The sequence below is a fragment of the Clostridium cylindrosporum DSM 605 genome, from assembly GCF_001047375.1.
In the GTDB taxonomy this organism is placed as follows: Bacteria; Bacillota; Clostridia; order Clostridiales; family Caloramatoraceae; genus Clostridium_AB; species Clostridium_AB cylindrosporum.
Genome location: NZ_LFVU01000006.1, coordinates 41,376 through 64,569 on the forward strand (window position 1 = coordinate 41,376; position 23,194 = coordinate 64,569).

The window sequence follows — 23,194 nt, forward strand, 5'->3', positions numbered from 1 at the left end:
TTTCACTCCTTGTAATAGATTATCTAGCTATTTTCCTATAAAGCTCATCCACCTTTTTAAAGTTCTCATCTACCCTATAATTTTTCTCTATAAAACTTCTTGCACTCTCACCCATTTTTATTCTAAGGTCTTCATCAACAATCAATTTATCAATTGCTATGGAAAGCTCATTCTCATCGCCTTTATTAACAATAAAACCAGTTATGTCACCTTCTACAGTTTCAGGCAGTCCCCCTGCATTTGTTACAACAACAGGTGTTCCTGTTGCCTGAGCCTCAATTGATGCTACTCCGAAACTCTCATGAAGTGACGGTACAACTGCTATATCGAAGACATTAAATTGTTTTACTATCTCATCCTGGGATAAAAATCCTAGAAACTCCACTTTATTTTCTATATTTAGATCTTTAACAAGTGCTTTTAAGTTATCAAGCTGTGATCCCTTACCACCTATCTTTAGAAGAATATTATCGTGTTTATTACAAAGAATAGCAAAAGCTTTAACTAAGTAATCTATACCATAGTGAGACTCTAAGGTTTTAATAGCTCCTATTACTATTTTATTGTCCTTTTTAACATCTAGTGGTCTAAACAGACTTGTGTCTACTCCAAATGGAGTTATCATAATATCTTTATTAGTATACTTACTAGTTTCTCTAGCCATATCCTGACTAGTTGACATTAAATAATCTGCACATTTTAAATTATGTTCTATAATTTTTCTTTTTAAACCACTTTCCATTGGGAAACTATAAATATCACTTCCCCAAACAGATAAAATAAAGGGATGAAACTTACAAAGACTTCCTAATAGCCCATAGCTACTTGCATAGTGAGCATGAAGTATATTTGGCTTAATCTCTTTTATAAGGCTTCTTATTTTAAAGATTCTCTTAACATAATTAAGCTTACTAAATATGCCTCCATATGCAACTTTAGAATTATCTATTCCAAGACTATGAACCTTAACTCCTTTTATTTCTCCATCATTTAGGGAGATAACATGAATTTCATATCCCTTAGACGAGAAAAAATCACACCACTTTCTAGTGTGGGAACTATTTGCATCGGCTAAATAGCAAATCTTCATTGTTCATCCTCCATATATTAAAATATTTCTTTCTTTAAAAACTCTGATTTAGTGTATATATCTGAATTTTTAAGCTTTCCGTTTAAGTACTGAATTTGGGATCTATCTGAGTCCTTATCAAGGAATAATTCATTTATTTTAGGTAGTGATTTAATCACAGTTAAATCCTTAACATTTGTATTTACAACAGACAGAATTTCAAGCTTTTTAAAGTTTACTACTACCTTAATATCTGATACAAAGTTACTTGCAACACTTAAATACTCTAAATCAGTTAAAGGCTTAATAACATCTATAGATGATACTCTATTGTTACTTGCATCTAGTTTTTTAAGTAGTATTAAATTACTAGTTTTACTTAAATCAGATATTGCATTATCAGAAACATTTAATTCAGTAAGATTTGTTAAGTTCTCAACTCCATTTAGTCCTACCAAAGAATTACCTGATATATTTAATGTCATAAGACCCTTCATCTTGTATATGCTATCAACATTTCCTAAGTTATTATAAGCTAGTGAAAGTTCTTTAAGGTTTGTTAAATTGTTTATTGGAGCTATATCCCTTACATGGTTTCTACTTAGCTCTAATTTAGTTATATTTTTAAAATTACTTAGAACACTGATATCTAGAATATCATTGTTATTTAGTTTAAGATTTTTAATACCATCAAGGTCTTTAATCGGAGTTATATCTTTAATTTTATTTACTCCAAGGAAAAGATCTTCAAGCTTAGTTAAGTCTTTTAAAGGAGTTATATCATCTATTTTATTTTCCGATAAGTTAATCCCTTCAAGGTTTGACATATACTCTATACCATTAAGATATCTAATGTCCTTATTAGATAGGTCAATCTTTTTTATACTTACAACATCGTGTACATATATATCTCCAAATGGCTTCTTAATCGCCGATCTTATTGCCTCTTCAAGATTATCATCCTTATACTCAATTTTCACATCGTTATAGACTACAGGAGCCTTTGGTGACCTTAGGATTGTAAACACCATGCTTAAAGCAAGTATTGCTATTACAACTAGTACAAATATAAATTTTTTACTTTTTAAAACTGACCTTAGTTTAACATTCATCTTATCCATCCTTAACCTCCTTTGTAGCTATACTGTGCACTTATTACTGATTCTTAAGAAGTTGATCCTCAGGTACTTTTCTAAATTCCTTAGCAGGAGAACCAAGTACTATCATTTCTTTATTTACATCTCTTGTTACAACACTACCTGCTGCAACAAGAGCCTCTTCGTGTATAGTTTTTCCTGGAAGAATAACAGCACCTGCACCTATTCTTCCTCCTTTTTTAATAGTTACACCTTTAAAATGCTTAAATCTTTCTTTACTTCTTGCTGCATAGTTATCATTTGATGTAACAACGCAAGGAGCTATGAATACATAGTCTTCAACATCTGAGTATGCTGTTAAGTATACATTGGTTTGTATTTTACAATTCGAACCTACAGTACAGAAATTCTCTATAGTTGCACCTTTTCCTATAATTGTCTTTTCTCCTATAGTAACATCTTCACGAACAACAGCCTGATCTGCTATAAGAGTCTTTTCTCCAATATTGCATCCTATATATACAATACATCCTGCTCCAATCAAGCATTCATTTGAAATTCTACATGGAGAATAAGCTTTATCATCTTTAAATATGCTATTAACTGCTCTCATAGGCTCTTTTCCTATAACAGTATTGTCATCTATTCTAACATTGTCTCCAATAATACTTCCTTTATGGATAACAACGTTGTGGCCTATTAAACAGTTACTTCCTATAGTTACATCATCTTCGATAACTACAAACCTTCCAAGGTTCACGTTATCTCCTATTACAGCGGTTTCTGATACATATCTCATATCTATTTCTCTCCCTAAAGGATTATTTTTTTATCTTAGGAACATTTACCATATCCATTGTTGAGAAGTTTTCAAGCGGGAATTTTACTGGCATTCCAGTAATTCTTGATTTATATGCACCAAGAATTATTGCCATTCCTCTTTTACCTTCTTCTCCATTAACTAGAGGCTCTCTTCCTGTTTTTATAGCATCTATAACATCCTTAAATAAAGGAATATGTCCAAATCCATAAACAGTATCAGGATCTGCATCCTGTGCCTTTAAAATATCAGCTTCTTCATTTTCACTGCTATCTTCGAACTTCCAGTTTTCTATTTTATTAACTGCAAGTCCACCAATACAAACTGTTCCCTTTTCTCCAAAAATACTTAAAGTCTCCTCAAGGTTCTTAGGATATACACATGCAGTACCTTCTATAATTCCTATAGCACCGCTTTTGAATCTAACAATTATTGCCCCAAAATCCTCTGCTTCAATATCACGAATAAATGTATCACACTGAGCATAAACTGTATCAACCTCAGAGTTCATCATCCATTGAAGTAAGTCTATATTGTGTATACATTGATTCATTAATGTACCACCATCTTGAGCCCATGTTCCTCTCCATGGAGCTTGAGTATAGTAGCCCATATTTCTATTCCATAGAATTCTAGCAGTACCATTGATTACTCTGCCAAATCTATTTTCTTCAATTGCACGTCTTAAGTCTTGTATAGGCTTATTAAATCTATTTTGATGGCTTACACAAAGCTTCACATTATTTTCCCTAGCACACTTAATCATTTCATCTGCATCATCAACAGATAATGCCATTGGTTTTTCAACAATAACATGGACACCTTTTTTCATGCAGTTTATAGCTATATCTTTGTGATATCCACTTTCTGTTGCAATAGCTGCTACATCTATATTCTCCTTGTCTAGTATTTCCTTGTAATCAACATAAACAGAAACATTAGCATCTTTTCCTATTTCATTTATGTATTGACTTTTTTTCTCCTCAGCTTTTTCAGGTACAACATCACATACCGCCACTAATTCGGCTTCTTCATAATTGTTAACTATAGCCTCAACGTGCTTATATGATATTCTTCCACATCCGATAATTGCAAATTTTAATTTACTCACTTTACTCACCTCTTAATTTAGCTTAAGATAAATCCTTTGCTACCTTTCTAGCCCTAGCTTCCCAGGTATGGTCATCAAAGACTTCCTCAATTTTATTTATCTTCTCGTTTAATAATGACTTATTATTTTTAAGTTTATTAAATAAATCCACTAATTCATCTAATGAATAATTTATATTGTATCCTATATCATACTTTTCAACTGTTGTTCCCATAGATGTCCCCTTTGTTGAAAGTAAAGGTCTTTTGTATGTCATGTATTCATACATTTTAACACCAACACAGAACTTTCTATATTCAATAGGTTCAAAGAAAAGACTTAGTAGATCTGCATTTTCCATATATGGTTTTAAGTCATCTCCAGACTTATGAACAATAGTTATTCTATCATTTAGGTATTTTTCATACTTTGTCTTCCATGTGTTCCATTCACCTTCACGGCAACAAACAGTAAGAAATACCTCTTCGGTTTTATTAACAGCTTCAAATAGTAGTTCCATATTATAAAGCTCTCCAATACCTCCAACGTAGAAAATATTGATTTTTCCATTTTCATCAATAGGTTTTGCATCCTGTTCTTTGTTAACACTTGTATCTATTCCCGGTGGAAGTTCATCAATCTTTCCTTGGAACTTAAATGGAAGATAGTGATACATATTTCTATCTGAGAAATATAGAATATTTAAAAACTCATTATACTTTTTAAGATCATACTTAAAAAATGTAGTTGCAACAGCTGTTTTAAAAGTTCCTACACTTTCCTTATATATATCAAATCTCCAGTAAACATCTCTATAAAATAACCCTATTTTTATTCCATGATCTTTACAGCATTTAAAAAACGAAAAATCTAAAAAAGGGTGTGTTGGTAGATGATGACTTTCTGTTAAAAGTGTTGGTTCTGTATAATTTTCTGCATATAAAAAATCATACTTTACTCCATCTTTAATGTTTTTCCTTATCATCTTTATTTTTTCTTTTCTTTCAGCTGCATAACCAGATACAACATCAACATCATATCCTATATTCTTAAACGCCTGAATTATTTTCATAGGTCTTATTTGTGAACCTGAAGGCTGCTGCCCTCCTCCAATTAAGAAAGGAATATGAACAATACATTTTTTGCTCATTTACTTGTCCTCCATAAGTTTATTTTAATTTATCTTCTAGATTTAATTTTTCAAGTAATTTATACTTTTCTGCAAGTTTTGCAGAAAACTTTATTAATAATATAAATGAAATACTAAATATAATAGATGAATTATACACAAAGTCTGTAAACCCACCTTGAGTAGCATTTACTAGTAGTGTTGTTAAAATAATATATATAATTATATTAATAGGTGTCTTTTTTGTTTTAACAAGAAGTAATAATACAGACTTTAAAACAAACCCAACATATACTATTGATAAAATTGCACCCTTCATTCCAAAATTAGCATATGCCTCACCTACAAATAAAGTATTCATAACACCAGCAATACCTTGATATACCTTTTCAGGTGCATAGAAATGCATAGCAACAAACCCTGACCTAAAGTGTCCCCATCCATCAGTAAATATACTTAAGATAGTAGGTGAAAAGCTTCTCCCCTCTAGGAAAGGTAAATGCTGAGGAAATAAGTCAACATGTAAGAATAATGTTCCTACCTGAGTAAATAATGTTCTTCCAAGTGGTCCATTATATATATCAAGTATTTTTTCAAAGTTAAATCCATTTCTAAAGTACATAAATAGTATTGTAAAAATACATAATCCTATAATAATAGAAAGCTTCTTAATAGGTATACTTCCCTTTATAAGAATATATAGAATAACAAAGGCAAATATATAAAAAGCAAGTGGTGACTTTGCAAAATTATATGTTTTTATAAGTACAGATGCACCAAGAAGAATGAAAAATAAAACATACCATCTTCTTTTCTTAGTTACAAGTGCATATGCATATGCAAGGTAAGATAATATAGGTGTAAATGTTAGCACAACAAGATTTCTAATATAAGGGTTCATCTGTGTACTACTTGAAATTTCAATTCTTTCTGCACTTATAAGAGAACCTCCCCTACCAAGTATAAGATCTAGTAAAGGAATACTTCTCATTTTAAAAAACATTAGAGCAGTAAAAAATAGGCAAACTAAAGATACTGCTAAAGTTACAATAAATACAGCCTTTTCTCCACTTACCTTTGTTTCCTTCTCTAAGTAATTTTTATAATCTTTATTTGTATCAACCTTAAATATCCTAGCCCATATAATCATAGATATAGGAAGAAGTATTGCTGTAGCTGATATTAAAAAATATGTTTTATCTATTGTCGCAGGATCTGTTATCTTCTTTATCATATAATGTTGATCCCATCCTAAATACACTAAGCTTGCTCCAATAAATGATGGTATTATAAAAAGATAAAACGCATATGAAATTATGTTTATCCTAGCTGGATTTAGCGTACCGCTTGCCCTTTGAAAAAGATAGCAAGATAAACAAAATAGCGACAAAACTAGTAGGAATTTAAAGTATAACAATCATAATCATCCCCTCTTAGTGGAATAGGAGTTTATCCGATATCTTACCGCTGCTAGACTCCTAGGTAAAAACTTCTAAGAATCAGTAGGAGTAAACTCCCCTTGATTCAAGAATTCTGTTTATTTCAAACTATTTACTACTAAAGGAATACCAAGAGGGTCCCCCTTAATATTCCTTAGCAATTTAAATCTATTAAATTATAACTTGTAGATTTTTTCTCTATTGTTCTTAACATCCTTAGTTGCATTTCTAGTATCAAATACAACCTTTGCATTTTCCACAATAAACTCATAATCATAACATGAGTGATTAGTTGTAATTATAACTATATCTGCAGCCTCAATATTTTCTTTTGTAAGCTCAATTGATTTGTAATCTACACCTTCATGTGAGAATTCTGGTACAAATGGCTCATTAACAATAATGTTTGCACCTCTCTTTTTAAGGTTATCTATAACCTTAAATACTGGTGATTCTCTTAAGTCATCAATGTCATTTTTGTAAGCAACACCTACAAGTAAAACATTTGATCCATTTAAAGGTTTTTTAAAGTCGTCATTTAAAATAACTCCTGCCTTTTCAACTACGAATTCAGGCATGTAGTCATTTATTTCTCCTGATATTTCTATTAATCTTGTATGATAATCGAACTCTCTAGCCTTCCAAGTTAGGTAGAATGGATCTATTGGAATACAGTGTCCTCCAAGCCCTGGACCTGGATAAAATGCCATAAATCCATATGGTTTAGTTTTAGCTGCATCAATAACTTCCCAAACATCTATACCCATTCTTGAACAAAGTATAGCCATTTCATTAGCTAGAGCTACGTTTATATTTCTAAATGTATTTTCAAGGATTTTTTCCATTTCTGCAACAGCTGGTGATGAAACAGTACATATTTCTCCCTCAAGCACGTTTCTATAAAGCTGAGCTGCAATTTCTGTACAATCCTTTGTTACCCCACCTACAACCTTTGGAGTATTCTTTGTTTTATATACCTTGTTACCTGGGTCTACTCTCTCTGGTGAGAATGCTAGGAAAAAGTCTTCCCCGCACTTTAGTCCTGTACTTTCAAGAATTGGCTTAACTACTTCTTCAGTAGTTCCTGGGTATGTTGTACTTTCAAGAACAACAAGCATACCACTGTGAAGATACTTAGTAACACTTTCAGTTGAAGCCACAACATATGATGTATCCGGTTGCTTATATTTATCTAGAGGAGTTGGTACTGCAATTGAAACTGCATCAACTTCTGTGATTTTAGCATAATCTGTTGTAGCAACGATCATTCCTGACTCTACAAGTTCACTAAGTTCTGAATCTACAACGTCTCCTATGTAATTCTCACCTCTGTTTACTTGATCTACTCTAGATTGTTGTATATCAAATCCTATTACCTTATATCCTGCCTTAGCCTTTTCTACAGCTAGTGGAAGTCCTACATAACCAAGTCCTACTACCCCTATAACTGCAGTTCTATCTTGTATTTTTTTCATTAAGCTTTCCTTAGTGGACATTTTGTACCCTCCTCAAAACTACTAATTTTCTATATTTAAATCTAAAATGATTTTTTACTATCTACAAAATTATACTTCTTGTTTTTTATATCGTCAAACACTTTGACAAAAAATAGTCTATCTTTTTACTTTTTTCTGCTATAGGTAGGAACTATTTCCTCAACAAGTTCAAATATCTTTTCGTCATCTTTATCTAATATGTTTCTTAATGAATCAACCTTAATGTTTATATCATCAAAGCTATAGTGACCTGGTTTACCTATAAATATTTTTTTATGGTTTGTATTTGTAATACCTTCTTCATCCATTAATAGCTCTTCATAAAGCTTTTCCCCTGGTCTTAAACCTGTGAATTTTATTTTGATATCTTTACCTGGCTCAAGCCCTGATAGCCTTATCAAGTCTTCAGCTAGGTCAACTATTTTAACTGGACTACCCATATCAAGTATAAATATTTCACCACCCTTTGCCATAGACCCTGCTTGAATTACAAGCTGTGCTGCCTCTGGAATGGTCATAAAGTATCTATTTATATCTGGATGAGTTACAGTTATTGGACCCCCTTGTTTAATCTGTTTTTTAAATAGTGGGATAACACTTCCATTACTTCCAAGTACATTACCAAATCTTACAGCAACAAATTCTGTTTTACTTATCTTATCAATTGATTGTATAACCATCTCACACATTCTCTTTGTTGCACCCATTATATTAGTTGGATTTACTGCTTTGTCTGTTGATATAAGAACAAATTTTTTAACATTATACTTGTCCGCTGTTTTAGCTAAGTTTAATGTTCCTATTACATTATTCTTAATTGCTTCTTTAGGGTTCGCTTCCATTAGGGGAACATGTTTATGAGCTGCTGCATGAAAAACTACATCAGGTTTGAATCTTTCAAAAACTTCCTCTAACCTTTCCTTTTCCCTGATCGATGCTATAACTACTTCTTTACTTACTTCAGGGTATTTAAAGTTTAATTCCATTTGAAGATCATATGCTCCATTTTCATATATATCTAATACAATTAGTTTCTTTGGTCCGAACTTTACAATTTGTCTACAAAGTTCTGATCCTATGGATCCTCCTCCCCCTGTTATAAGTACAACTTTATCACTTAGATATCCTGCTATTCCTTCAATATTAAGTTCTATTGGATCACGACCTAGAAGGTCTTCTATTTCAACATCTCTTATTTGATTAATGCTTATCTTTCCATTGATAAGTTCATATATACCAGGAAGGGTTTTTAGTTTCACTCCTGTTGCACTACAAATCTTCATAATTTCTCTTCTCTCATGATTATTTATTGATGGAAGAGCTATTAGGATTTCATCTATATCTCTATTTTTTACTATATCACCTATGTCATTTCTTGTTCCTATAATAGGAGTTCCATTGATAAGTCCACCTATTTTTGTCTTATCATCATCTATAAGAGCAACAGGACTATACCCAAGCTCTGGATGTTTCTTCATTTCTTTAACAACCATAGCACCAGCATCTCCTGCACCTATAACAATAACTCTTTTGTTTTGTTTTATTATAGAATTTGGAATAATATCTATACTTGCTATTACTCTTGATATAAGTCTTATTCCACCAGAAGCTACCATAATAAGAGCCCACATTATAAAGTAAACACTTATCGGAAGTCTATACCCTACTAGAATCCCATATAATAATGAACCTAAAGATCCTAAAGTAACCGCCATTATTGTATACATAAGTTCAATAATACTTGCATATCTCCAAACACTCTTATATAGCCTAAAAAACCAGAAACACAGTAACATAATTAGTGTAATTGGTATAAACGACTTATAATATATGTGTAGATAAGCCCCTGGAATATTCCACTGAAACCTTGCAAAGTAACCTGCAAATATCGCTGCATTAACGAATATTACATCTAGTATTGCAAGGAGAACTTGATTTACGTATCTATTCATATGTATCTCCCTTTCTGCCTTGTACACTTTTACCACTTTATTATACTGTATTTTACGAAAGCAATACAACATAAATGTCCATATTATGTCAGCCTAATATATTAAACTTTTAGAACACCATTAACATTTTTAACCTTTTTAATATAATTATACACAAAAAAGCTACTTAGGTAGCTATAGTCTACTTAAGCAGCTTTTATATACACTAGTGTTTTAGTTTTTCATCATTACTTTTTTAATAAATTATAGGTAGCTTGATCTACACTACCTGTTTGGCTAAGTTTCTTAGCCCTTTGAAAGGATGAAACTCCTTTTACAGTATTCTTCCCATAAATACCGTCTACTTTTCCCACATTATAGCCCAATCTATTAAGCATAGCTTGTATTTCTTTTACTATCTGGCCTCTACTGCCACTTTTAGCTATAACTTTATTTACAATTATAGGCTTTGAGTTAGGCTTTTTTTTTTCATTTACTCTTTTATCAAGTAAATTTTTAGTAGATTCATACACAATACCTGTTTGGCTTAACTTTTCAGCTTTTTGAAAGGCCTTAACTGCCTTTGCTGTGTTATTTCCAAATATACCATCTGCTACTCCAGCATTATACCCTAAATAATTAAGACTTCCTTGTATTTCTTTAACTAAGGATCCTCTTTTTCCAACCTGAGATAATATATTATCCTTTGATGTTGTTGGTTTATTTGAACTTTCAGGCTTTGTTGGTGATGGATTAAGTGGTGGAAGAATAGGTTTTTCTCCCTCAGATGTATTAACTACTTCTATTATAGTACTAGGAAAGTAAAATCCTAGTATATTGATATACTTATGGCCTGCTTCTGCTCTAGCCTTTGCCCCAAGTTGGCTCATTCCTACTCCGTGGCCATATCCACTACCACTAAATGTGTAGGTGCTATTCTTATCATTATAATTAACATTAAATAGCATGCTTCTTAAACCAAATGTCCATCTTGGCTCTTCTTTTTTTAGGAGTTTCGTGCTTTGAGATCCACTTCTATCAGAATAAATAACTTCCATCTCTGAAACTCTAGAACTACTATTTTTCACTACTTCTCCAAATTTCAAGAACCTTTCATCACTTTTCAGGTAACCTTTACTTTTCAAAAGCGTGTCTATACTTGCAGTAGTATGTACCTTGCTCTCTGGCCAAGGATTTTTATCATATTTATCTTCTATTACAGGTAAATATGAATAATTTGATCCCCATATATTTAATGAGGATTCTGTATAACCTCCATTGCTAGCTCCAAAAGTAACGCTAGCAAGTGATCCATTATAGGTTAAAACCATGTTTTTTGTCTCTTCTACTGCTTTTTCTATATTTTTATATGAGGAATTTTCTCCTTTATAGACCTGACAGTTGGTTGTATCGCATAAATTTATTCCCTCTGATTTATGCTTATTTAAGTTAGAAAGTGCAAATGTTCTTGATGTTATAGCCTGAGACTTTATTGCCTCTATAGGATATGAATTAGATATTTCATATGGTAATACGCCTTTTAGATAACTTTGCATATCTATATAATTCACAGGTAATATTTTACCCCCTGATACTTTAAGCTGAATTATTCCGCCGTATCTATTAGTCTTACCTGATGCAACTGTAGTTATCTTTGATGAAGATACTGCCGGCTCTAAATAAACTTCATCATATAAAGCACCATTATATTGTACCTTATTACCATTTACACTAAATGTAATATTTTTATTTTCAGTTAGCACACCATTTATTTTATAGTGTCCTTCCAAGGCTACACTTAAGCTAGAGGCCTGAAGACTTTTTAAACCTACTTTAATTAAATCTGGATTGCTAATTGTCTTTGCCTCAGAAACCTTTAATGTTAAACTTAGCATTATAATACAACTAACAACTACCCCCAAAAGTCTTCTTCCCATTTTATCCTTTTCCCCCCTTTCTCTATAAATTAACCCCATTATATGAAATATATACACACCAGTCAATGACCTCCATTTATGTAAAAAACTTAAGAGATTTACAAAAACTTTTTACATAAAATTTTATCTAATATTGATATTTCTCGGGAAATATTTTAGAATATCATGTAGGTTTGCGCTTTTGTATTAGTGCATATAAAAAGCTGTTGATAATTATTCTTATCAACAGCCTAGGTTTTAATTTATACTTTGTAGTTTTGTGTTTGGGTAATAGAATTTAAGTATCTCTTTGTAGTTATGACCTTTTTCAGCCCTTTTTGTTGCTCCATATTGACTCATCCCTACACCATGTCCAAATCCTCTACCTTTAAAAGTATAGGTATTTTTCTCCTTATTATATTCAATATAAAACATACTACTTTTAAGTGAGAATACTATCCTCGGCTCTTCACCTTCTAAGGTTTTAATTTTTTCTTCCCCATTAGAACTTTTGTAAATAACTTCTATTTCAGAATTTCTCCCACTACTATTTGTTTTTACTTTTCCTATTCCTTTAAATATATCATTCTTTGAAATGTATCCTTTTTGTTTAAGTTTTGCTTCTATTTCTATATTTGTAAAAGTCTCATCCTTACCCCATTTATATGTATCATATTCATCTCTCTGTGATATTAGATAGGAATAATCAGATTTCCATACATTTTTGCTTGATTCTGTATGCCCACCATTACTAGAATAGAAAAAAGCTTTTACAATATCATTTTTATGTTTAAGAATCTCTCCTGAAGTTTTCTCAACTGCTGTCTTAATATTATCACAGGCTTTAACCTTCCCTTTATATACTTGACAGTGAATTCCATCGCAAACATCGAATTTTTGATTTTTATGCTTTTCTAAATTTGATATTGCATAGTTTCTTGCAGCTACCGCCTGTGCCTTAAGTGCTTCCAAAGGATAACTACTAGACATTTCATAAGGAAGAACTCCTTCCACATACTCTTCTATAGATAATATATTTATCGGTAGTATTTCCCCATTAATATTTCTAACTTCAAAACTACCTGAGAAAACATGCTCTTCTTTCCCATAGTTTATTAGTATACGACTACTCCTCTGTTTTGGCATAAGCTTTAAAACATCATAACTTTTTCCCTTATAAATAATTTTGCTTCCACTACTTTTAAATCTTAACTCCTCTCCACTACTCAGTTCAATGTTATTTAAGGAATACTTACCCTTCGTAGTTAATGTAAGTGTCTTCCCACTTACTCTTTTAAGTCCTACTCTCAGCATATTTACCTTGGAATCTTCAGCCATAACAGATGCATTAACTTCTATTGTAGATAACCCTAAAAAAAGTGTCATTACACCTAAGATAATGTATTTCTTCATATGTGACCTCCTAATAGATATAGTAATTTTTGTAGAAAAGCAAAATAGGGAACTAAATTAATTAGTCCCCTATATTATGCACAATTTTCATCATTTTATTTACAATTCCTTCAAATTCACTTATATAATCTAAGGCTTCATCACATGTTTTACCCTTGGAAGATATATAAAATTTTATCTTAGGCTCTGTTCCAGATGGTCTTATAGTTATTTTGCCCCTCGAACTTTCAATGCTAACAACATTTTCGCATGGAAGAGAATCTATTCCCTTTCTGTAATCTAAAAGGGTACAATTCTCGATCCCAATGCTTTTAATAAAATCATTATCAATGACCTTTTCCATAATAATTCTAATGGTATTCTCTCCATCTTTTCCATCTAAAACAAAGGATAAAAGTTTTTCTTTGTAATATCCATATTTTTTATATATCTTGTCCATTACATCTAAAAGACTCATATTTAATCCTTTATAGTAAAGTGCCATCTCACATATTAAAGAAGATGCTATAACAGCATCTTTATCTCGTACAAAACTTCCTACAAGATACCCATAACTTTCTTCAAATCCTAGTAAAAATTCTTTATCCTTTTTACCCTCATATTCTTTAATTCTCTCACCAATATATTTAAATCCAGTTAATACACTTTCCATTTTTACATTAAAATCATCACATATAGCCTTTGTAATATCAGTTGTAACTATAGTCTTAACAATTACGTAATTATTGTTTATCTCTCCTTTATCACTAAGTTGACTTAGAATATAGTAAGTTAAAATAGTTCCTATTTGATTTCCTGTAAGAGGTGTATATTCTCCTTTTTTATCTCTTACCATTACTCCCACCCTATCACAATCAGGATCAGTTGCTATAAGAATTTCTGCCTTTTTCTCCATTCCAACCCTAACTGCTAAATCAAAGACATCTTTCTCTTCTGGATTAGGACATGTTACAGTTGGGAAATTTCCATCTGGATATCTTTGGGACTTAACAAAGTATAAATTGCTAAATCCAAGCTTATCAAATACCCTTTTAATCGGCTCTCCTCCTGTGCCATGCAGTGGAGTATACACTACCTTTATCCTGTCTCCCATCCTCCTTATTAAACTTTTATTATGTGAAAGTTTATAAACATTATCTATATACTCATCTAATACAAAGTTATCAACATAGTGAAAATCAACTTCATTATTCAACATAACATTTTTAAAGGATTTTATATCAAATTTATAATCGAGCTTTGATATTTCAGAGAAAATTTCATCTGATACTTTCTTAATAATTTGTCCACCATCTTCACCATAAACCTTATAACCATTATATTCCTTAGGATTATGACTAGCAGTTATTACTATTCCTATACTTGCATTTAATCTTCTAACTGCATAACTTAATATAGGGGTTGGGGTAGGCTCCTTAAAAACTTTAACTTTAATACCATAAGAAGAAAAAACATATGCAGAAAGAAGTGAAAACTCTAAGGAAAATTTTCTAGAATCATATGCTATTACAACAGATGGCTTCTCAAAATTTTTAATTAGAAAATTAGACACTCCCCTTGTTGCTCTTGCTATAGTATAATAGTTAATTCTATTAGTTCCTGCCCCTATCTTACCTCTTATTCCCCCAGTTCCAAATTTTATTTCCTTATAAAACCTATCCTCTATTTCCTCTGAATTTAAAAAGTCTAATTCATTTTCCGTATCCTTATCGAAGGTTTTCCACTCATTACATAATCTTTCTATGTCCATTGCTTCCTCCTAAAAAATACTATTAATAAATAAGCCATCCTAAAGACTACTATATTTTAGGATGGCTTTATCCGATAACCAACCGCCACTAATCCATAACTTTTGCAAGTTATGGCTAAGCGGCGCTAGGTTCCTGTATAACGACTTCTAAAAATCAGTTAGAGCTAAAACTCCTTCTAATTTAAGAATTCTGTTTATCTTATTGTAAATTTTTAATGTAATCTAACCATTGAAGTGCTATTTCATCATTTTTATTTATTCTACTTGCAAGGGAAAATGTTTTTTCTGCTTCATCTATTTCTCCAATATTTAGTTGGCAAACACCTATATTACATATAATCCCTGAATCATTAGGCATAATCTTTAGAGCCTTTCTAAAATAATCAATTGCGGCTTCAAATTCAGAAAGAGCAGCTAAGTTCAAAGCTATTTCTGCATAAACTTCTTGTCTTTCTATACTATCTGATAATTCCTTAAGCATCATAAGCGCCTTATGATTATGATTACTTTGTCTTAATGCAACACACAGATAGTACTTAGCATCAAGATTCTCCGGTTGGCTATCTGTAATATTATATAGAGTCTTAAGCGCTTCCTCTCCTCTACCTTCCTTTACTAAGTCTATAGCAGAGTCATAGTCCTCAACACTTTTTATTCTATCTAAAAGATCCGCGGCATCTAATCTAGTTTCATCATAATCTAAACACTTTCTAAGGTAAACTTTTGCCTTATCCATATCCTTATTTATATAATATTCACCTAAGTGATAAAATGGCATAGGAAAATCTTCATATTCTTCAGAAAGTCTTTCTAAACTTTTTAGTATTTCTTCTTCTAAAAACTCAAGACTTGTTTTTTCTAACATATTCATAAGATGAACTACCCTATTGTATAGGTATTCTTTCTTAGGCTCAATTTCACAAAGGGTATTAAGATGAATAAGTGATGACTTCATATCTGAATCTTTATTAGCTTCTATATTCTTTATAATATAGCTAATCATTCCCTTAGCATTTTTCAAAAATTCTTTATATAACTTAAAGTACTTAAATTCTTTATCACAGCCTACAAGATAAATCATTCCATCTATTAGAACAGGAAGTTGAATTCCCCCACCACTTCCTTTTTCATTACCTTCAGCCATCTTTATCATATCCTTTGGAAGTATTGGATACTCCCCCTTTTTAAGGACTACTTCGCTAGAGCCTATGTTCAAAGGAACATCTCTTCCTATTTCTATAAAAAGTGCTTTCTCAATTTCTCTTTTTAAGTATGTATTATAATTCAAAATATCCTTCCTTTCCTAAACATATAAACATATATATTTTCAAGATATTATATTTAAATAAATTTAACTTCTTTAACTCCTTGTAGTGATGCTACCTTCTCAACTATCAAACTATGATTTATATTACCAGTACTTTTCACTACAAGTTCCATAGTAAAATGGGAGCTATCAGCATCACGCATATCAACATTTAATATGCTTACTCCACAGTTTCCCATCTGGGTTCCTATCTCACCTATTTTCCCTGGTATATTTTCTGCAACTATTTCTAAGCAATATATCCTTCTTCCTCTTGCAATTCTTCCTTCTAAGGATTTAAAGCACTTAAGGGCAATATACATAAATACTGTACCAAGAATAGCCTCTATATAAAGCCCTGCACCAATGGTAAGACCTAAACACCCCACTACCCATATACTTGCTGCAGTTGTAAGCCCTCTAATACTTGCACCTTCTTTAATAATTGTACCCGCTCCTAAAAAACCTATCCCACTTATAACTTGAGCCCCAAGTCTCATAGGGTCAACATTAAAGCCTCCACGAAATTCATGATAGTAGTTTATAGAAGTTATTTCTATGAGAGTTGCCCCTATACATACTAACATATGAGTTCTAAGTCCAGCTGGCCTACTTTTATGCTCACGCTCTCCTCCAATTAGACCACCTAAAATTAAGGCAAGTAGAAGTTTTAATAAACTTTCCCCAATAATAATATAATCCATATCATTCCTCCTAAAAGACTTACAAATAATCACTATACCTCTTATAAGTAAATTATATTATTAATTATATCTCTTATTGCTTATATTTTATAGATAAATATAAAAATCTTCAAAAAACTAGTATCCTTAAAGAAAAAAGCAATTTACGGGAGTTACAGAAGGGATTCTGTATGCCTTTTTCTTTAAGGATACTGGATTATTTTATTTTAATTAATTTGTATACTATCATTAATGTTATCTTCAAGTATCTTCTTTAAATCTTCTAGTCTTTCTACTTTGAAAGGCTTTAAACCATCTAATCTATAATTTATACCAAGCTCCTTATATTTGTTTACACCATGTGTATGATAAGGAAGGAAGTCTATTCTCTCTACATTTGGAATAGTATCTATATACTTTGCAAGAGATAATACGTGCTCAGCACTATCTGTATATCCTTCTACAACAACATGTCTTATCCATACCTTAGTATTACTATTTTTTAGAGTTTCTATAAATTTTATTGACTCCTCCATAGACTGACCTGTAAGACATTTATGTTTTTTATCATCTATATGCTTAATATCCAGAAGAACAAGATCTGTGTATTTTAATATATTTTCATAGTTTCCAAGTCCATAGCCTGCTGTATCAAGGCATGTATGAATCCCCTCAGCCTTACACATCCTAAAGAACTCTTCAACAAATTCAGGTTGAAGAAGAGGATCTCCACCAGACAGTGTAACTCCTCCCCCTGAATTCTTAAAATATATCTTATATCTTTTAACCTTATTTAAAAGGTCAATAGAACTTATTTCTTCTCCCTCTGACATACTCCATGTATCTGGGTTGTGGCAATAAAGACATCTCAACTTACATCCTTGCATAAAAACTACAAATCTTATACCTGGTCCATCAACAAGTCCCATTGTTTCTATAGAATGAATTCTTGCCACTGTCATTACATTACACCCTTTCGTGGAAAGTTCTAAGGATAACTTCCTGTTGTTGTTCCTTTGATAGTCTGCTAAAGTTAACAGCATATCCTGAAACTCTAATAGTTAGTGTTGGGTATTTTTCTGGATTTTCTACTGCATCCTCAAGTGTTTTTCTATTTAGAACATTTACATTTAGATGATGTGCTCTTTGTTGAAAATATCCATCTAGTATGCCAACTAAATTTGTTTTTCTCTCTTCCATCTCGCGTCCTAATGACTCTGGAACTATAGTAAAGGTATTTGATATACCATCTTCACAGTTACAGAATGGTATTTTTGCAACTGAGTTAAGTGATGCTAGTGCTCCACTCATGTCTCTACCATGCATTGGATTAGCCCCTGGTGCAAATGGCTCTCCAGCCTTTCTTCCATCTGGTGTTGATCCTGTTTTCTTACCGTACACAACATTTGATGTAATAGTAAGAACACTCATAGTATGATCTGAATCTCTATATGTTTTATGGCGTCTTAATTCATCCATAAACTTATTTACAACTTCAATTGCAATACTATCTGCTCTATCGTCATCATTACCATATCTTGGGTAATCTCCTTCAATTTCAAAGTCAACTGCAATACCATTTTCACGAATTGGTTTAACCTTTGCATATTTAATAGCACTTAGCGAGTCAGTAACAACTGAAAGTCCAGCTATTCCAAATGCCATCATTCTATATACATCAGTATCATGTAGAGCCATCATTGATGATTCATATGCGTATTTGTCATGCATATAGTGAATAACATTCATAGTATTTACATAAAGCTCTGCAAGCCATCTTAATGTTTCGTCGTAGCTTTTCATAACATCGTCATAGTTTAAATACTCTGAACTTGATAGTGTAGTCTTAGGACCTACTTGCATGTTCTTAACTTCATCTATACCACCGTTTAAAGAGTAAAGTAAAGCCTTTGCAAGATTCGCTCTTGCTCCAAAGAACTGCATACTCTTACCAACTCTCATAGGAGAAACACAGCAAGCAATAGCATAATCATCACCGTAACTAGGTCTCATTACATCATCATTTTCATATTGTACTGAATCTGTTTTAATTGAAATTTCTGCACAATATTTCTTAAAAGCCTCTGGAAGACTTGTTGACCAAAGTACTGTCATATTAGGCTCTGGTGCAGAACCTAGATTCACTAGTGTATGCAGGAATCTAAAGCTACTTTTAGTAACAAGAGTTCTTCCGTCACTAGACATACCACCTATTGACTCTGTAACCCAAGTAGGATCACCTGCGAATAAATCATTGTATTCTGGAGTTCTAAGGTGTCTTGCAAGTCTTAGCTTAATTACAAATTGATCAATCAATTCTTGCGCCTCAGATTCTGTAATCTTCCCATCATTTAAATCCTTATTAATATATACATCAAGGAAAGAAGATACTCTTCCTAGTGACATAGCAGCACCGTTTTGTTGCTTAATAGCTGCAAGATATCCGAAGTATACCCATTGTACAGCTTCCTTAGCATCCTTTGCAGGAGCTGATATATCAAATCCGTAGCTAAGTGCCATTTCCTTTATTTCGTTAAGTGCAACTATTTGCTCTGAAACTTCTTCACGAAGTCTTATAAGCTCTTCACTCATAGGACCTGTTAACTTCTTCTTATCTTCCATCTTCTTTTCTATAAGAAAATCAATACCATAAACAGCTATTCTTCTATAGTCACCTATAATTCTACCTCTACCATAGGCATCTGGAAGTCCTGTTATAATACCTACTTTTCTTGCAAGTCTCATTTCATCAGTATAAGCATCAAAGACACCTTGATTATGAGTCTTTCTATACTTTGAGAAAATCTCGTCCATTTCTTCACTTACATCATATCCATAAGCCTTAGCAGCTCCAACAGCCATTCTAATTCCTCCCCAAGGATTAACAACCCTCTTTAAAGGAGCATCTGTTTGAAAACCTACTATAGACTCTCTTTCTTTATCTATATAACCTGGCTTATATGCATTTATACCAGAAACCGTCTCAGTATCTATATCTACAACTCCGTCTTTAAGTTCCTTCTTAAGAAGTTCTAAAGCACTATCCCATACTACCTTAGTATTCTCAGTTGGACCTTGAAGAAAATCTTCATTACCTTCATATGGAACATAGTTCTTTTGGATAAAGTCTCTAACATCAACCTCATCACACCATATTCCCTTTTCAAAACCTATCCATTGTTGGAATCTCATAATTAAATTCCTCCTAAACTCTTTCTTTGATTATTATTATACTATTCTTGTATTACTGTATCAACCCTTAAAAGCCTATTTCACAGTGATTTAACATTCTGTTATAGTAATTATATAATCTGTTATATAATTTATACACTATATTATATTAAAGAAACTACAACAAATTGACAAAAAAATATATAAAAAAGGGCGAGATAGATAAAAACTATTCTCACCTTTGGACAGATATATAATTTCTTTTAAAATTCATTCACTATATTACATAATATAAAACAAGTTAACAAAATTACGTACGCTTCCCACTTCTTTATAAACTACAAATAATAATTATTATAAAATAGCAACTGTTACAATACAGTCACTAATTCCTCTCTAGTTAAACTCATAGATATAATGTTATAATACTTCCCACCTTGATAATATCTATTCCTTAAGATGCCCTCCTGAGTAAATCCAAGTGACTTATATAGATTTATAGCTGGAATATTATTTTCAAGAACATTTAAGTATACAAGATTCATATTCATATCATTAAATATAAAGTCAAGTAATGTCTTTAATGAATCTTTTCCGTACCCTTGCCCTCTTTTCTCTTTCTTGTATATAGCAATTCCTATCTCACAGTGTCTATATTCCCACTTAATCTTATCTATAATAACTATTCCTATAGGTTTATATTCCTCATCATCTATCATAAATATCCTTTTTCTTTCATCTTCAGCTTCAAGTACAAAGCTATCTGCATAGCGCTTTGAAAGAGGGTATATAATATCAAGTCCTTTGTTGGTTTCTCTATCATTAAGCCAAGTTGAAAGAATTCTTGAGTCCTCTAGTTCAATAGGTCTTAGCATTGTTTTATTTCCCTTTAGCATAATTCTCTCCTTTTCATTTAAAGCGGTTTGTCAGATTATACTAACATAAAATCATATAAAAACAAATAAGCATCAAAAGCCCTATTAGCTCTCAATGCCTGTTTATAGTTTTATTATATTTAAATATTTAACATTAAACATAATATATAATCCCTATTCTAAATTTCTAATAAGTTTTATATATGTCCTCTGTGCTTCATCCTCAGATATCTTAGCATCTTGTAGCTTTCTATATAACATATATAGTCTAACATGTAATTCTTCATTAACTTCTCTAATTTCCTGCATTTTGTTATAAATTTTAGTTAAAGTTGACACTTCACAATCTATATCTGATGAATTTTTTATAAGAGAAATTATATTTTCAACTTTATCCTTTATAAGGTTATCATCACATATTAAATTTATATTGTTTAATTCTAATAAAATTTTTTTCACCGTTTGTTTACTGATAACTATATTATCATTTACTAACACTAAATCACTTCCTAAGAATATTTGTATAATTCTAATAATCATTATATTAAACACAAGCTAACTTGCCATGTACATTTAGTAATTTACAATAATTGGTTTCTTAATTTATAAATATTAATTAGTGGAAGCTACTTCTTCTATAAGAATATCTTCATATCCCGGCTTACCTAACAATCTAAACATATTTGTTTTATATACTTCTACACCTGGCTGATTAAATGGATTTACTCCAAGTAAGTATCCACTCATTCCACAAGCTTTTTGAAAGAAATATATTAAATATCCTAGGTAATATGGAGAAATCTCTGGAATATTAATAATTAAATTAGGTACTCCTCCATCTACATGAGCTAACATTGCACCTTCCATAGACTTCTTATTTACAAAACCCAATGTTTTTCCTTTTAAATAGTTTAACCCATCTATATTTTTAGCATCTTTTTTAATTAGAATTTCGTCTATAGGCTTTTCTACATTTAAAACAGTTTCAAATATATTCTTTATACCATCCTGTATATATTGACCCATTGAATGTAAATCAGTTGTGAAACTTAATGTAGTTGGAAATATGCCCTTTCCATCCTTTCCTTCACTTTCTCCAAATAGCTGCTTATACCATTCGCCAAAATAAAATAGATTAGGCTCATAACTTACCATTACCTCTGTTGTTTTACCCTTAGAGTATAGTGTATTCCTTATAGCAGCATATTTATATGCTTCATTAAAATCAAGTGCATCAGTTGATAAATCCTCCATAGAAGCTTTAGCACCTATCATAACCTCATCTATATCTATCCCAGCTACAGCCATAGGAAGCAATCCTACAGGAGTCAGCACAGAATATCTTCCTCCAACATCGTTAGGAATTACAAAGCTTTCATACCCTTCTTTATTGGCTAGTTTCTTCAATGCACCTTTACATTTATCCGTAGTTACATATATCCTTTTACTAGCTTCATTCTTACCATATTTATTTTCCATATATTCTTTTAGTAGTCTAAATACAATTGCAGGCTCCGTAGTTGTACCTGATTTTGATATTACATTTATAGATACATCCTGTCCCTCTATAATATCCAGAAGATTTTTAAGATAATACGAACTAATATTATGGCCTGCAAAATACACTTTAGGTCCTTTTCTCTTATCACTCGGAAGCTCATTATAGAAATTATGATTTAACATTTCTATTGCAGCTCTTGCACCTAAATATGATCCTCCTATACCTACAACTATTAAAACCTCTGATTGTTTTTTTATTTTTTGTGCTACAGCTTTAACCTTATCAAACTCAATTTCCTCATAATTATTAGGTAAATCTACCCACCCCAAATAATCACTACCCTCCCCCGTTCCATTATGCAACATATTATGGCATAGCCTTATCTTTTCCTGTAAGGTAGTTAATTCTTTGTTATTTATGAAATTAAGTACTTGTGAATAATCTAAAGCTATTTTTCCCATGTCCATAATTCTCATTTCATCCCTTTTCACTAGACTTTAGTATAAAA

At 31.6% G+C, this 23,194-nt stretch carries 18 protein-coding genes; all 18 read right to left on the minus strand.

What is annotated here, in order from left to right; genetic code table 11:
• Positions 1-19: 19 nt before the first annotated feature.
• The 18 genes from CLCY_RS03815 to CLCY_RS03900 all read right to left on the minus strand — a co-directional run bounded on the left by CLCY_RS03815 (position 20) and on the right by CLCY_RS03900 (position 23,147).
• The gene (locus CLCY_RS03815; RefSeq protein WP_048569818.1) at positions 20-1,090 is read right to left on the minus strand and encodes a glycosyltransferase; all 1,071 of its coding nucleotides are present in this window, start codon (positions 1,088-1,090) and stop codon (positions 20-22) included.
• A gap of 17 nt (positions 1,091-1,107) precedes the next feature.
• Complete coding sequence (locus tag CLCY_RS03820; protein ID WP_048569819.1) at positions 1,108-2,190, minus strand: leucine-rich repeat domain-containing protein; 1,083 nt, start codon at positions 2,188-2,190, stop codon at positions 1,108-1,110.
• Between the two features lie 34 nt (positions 2,191-2,224).
• Positions 2,225-2,965, minus strand: a complete 741-nt coding sequence (locus CLCY_RS03825; RefSeq protein WP_048569820.1) for an acyltransferase — start codon at positions 2,963-2,965, stop codon at positions 2,225-2,227.
• Between the two features lie 22 nt (positions 2,966-2,987).
• Entirely contained in the window at positions 2,988-4,097 is a 1,110-nt protein-coding gene (locus tag CLCY_RS03830; protein WP_048569821.1) for a Gfo/Idh/MocA family protein, read from the minus strand.
• A gap of 22 nt (positions 4,098-4,119) precedes the next feature.
• Positions 4,120-5,226, minus strand: a complete 1,107-nt coding sequence (locus CLCY_RS03835) for a glycosyltransferase family protein (protein WP_048569822.1) — start codon at positions 5,224-5,226, stop codon at positions 4,120-4,122.
• 19 nt (positions 5,227-5,245) lie between these two features.
• A complete protein-coding gene (locus tag CLCY_RS03840) occupies positions 5,246-6,622 on the minus strand; it encodes an O-antigen polymerase (protein WP_048569823.1) in 1,377 nt (458 codons plus the stop codon).
• Positions 6,623-6,820: 198 nt separating this feature from the next.
• Complete coding sequence (locus CLCY_RS03845) at positions 6,821-8,140, minus strand: nucleotide sugar dehydrogenase (protein WP_048569824.1); 1,320 nt, start codon at positions 8,138-8,140, stop codon at positions 6,821-6,823.
• A gap of 125 nt (positions 8,141-8,265) precedes the next feature.
• Positions 8,266-10,092, minus strand: a complete 1,827-nt coding sequence (locus CLCY_RS03850) for a nucleoside-diphosphate sugar epimerase/dehydratase (RefSeq protein ID WP_048569825.1) — start codon at positions 10,090-10,092, stop codon at positions 8,266-8,268.
• Positions 10,093-10,319: 227 nt separating this feature from the next.
• Positions 10,320-12,008, minus strand: coding sequence for a SpoIID/LytB domain-containing protein (locus tag CLCY_RS03855; protein WP_161797101.1), 1,689 nt, complete (start codon positions 12,006-12,008; stop codon positions 10,320-10,322).
• A gap of 237 nt (positions 12,009-12,245) precedes the next feature.
• The gene (locus CLCY_RS03860) at positions 12,246-13,400 is read right to left on the minus strand and encodes a SpoIID/LytB domain-containing protein (RefSeq protein ID WP_048569827.1); all 1,155 of its coding nucleotides are present in this window, start codon (positions 13,398-13,400) and stop codon (positions 12,246-12,248) included.
• 61 nt (positions 13,401-13,461) lie between these two features.
• The gene (locus CLCY_RS03865; protein ID WP_048569828.1) at positions 13,462-15,150 is read right to left on the minus strand and encodes a phospho-sugar mutase; all 1,689 of its coding nucleotides are present in this window, start codon (positions 15,148-15,150) and stop codon (positions 13,462-13,464) included.
• A 199-nt stretch (positions 15,151-15,349) separates the two neighbouring features.
• Positions 15,350-16,438 carry a tetratricopeptide repeat protein gene (locus CLCY_RS03870; protein WP_048569829.1) on the minus strand — a complete coding sequence of 363 codons (1,089 nt, stop codon included), beginning with the start codon at positions 16,436-16,438 and terminating at the stop codon, positions 15,350-15,352.
• Between the two features lie 53 nt (positions 16,439-16,491).
• Entirely contained in the window at positions 16,492-17,160 is a 669-nt protein-coding gene (locus CLCY_RS03875; RefSeq protein ID WP_048569830.1) for an MgtC/SapB family protein, read from the minus strand.
• Between the two features lie 206 nt (positions 17,161-17,366).
• Complete coding sequence (gene pflA, locus CLCY_RS03880; protein ID WP_048569831.1) at positions 17,367-18,101, minus strand: pyruvate formate-lyase-activating protein; 735 nt, start codon at positions 18,099-18,101, stop codon at positions 17,367-17,369.
• 4 nt (positions 18,102-18,105) lie between these two features.
• Positions 18,106-20,331, minus strand: a complete 2,226-nt coding sequence (gene pflB / locus CLCY_RS03885) for a formate C-acetyltransferase (RefSeq protein ID WP_048569832.1) — start codon at positions 20,329-20,331, stop codon at positions 18,106-18,108.
• Between the two features lie 350 nt (positions 20,332-20,681).
• Positions 20,682-21,206: a GNAT family N-acetyltransferase gene (locus CLCY_RS03890; protein WP_048569833.1), complete on the minus strand. Its 525-nt coding sequence runs from the start codon at positions 21,204-21,206 to the stop codon at positions 20,682-20,684.
• Between the two features lie 153 nt (positions 21,207-21,359).
• On the minus strand, positions 21,360-21,683 hold the full coding sequence (locus tag CLCY_RS03895; protein WP_048569834.1) for a hypothetical protein: 324 nt from the start codon (positions 21,681-21,683) through the stop codon (positions 21,360-21,362).
• Positions 21,684-21,797: 114 nt separating this feature from the next.
• A complete protein-coding gene (locus CLCY_RS03900) occupies positions 21,798-23,147 on the minus strand; it encodes a glucose-6-phosphate isomerase (RefSeq protein WP_048569877.1) in 1,350 nt (449 codons plus the stop codon).
• Positions 23,148-23,194 lie beyond the last annotated feature (47 nt).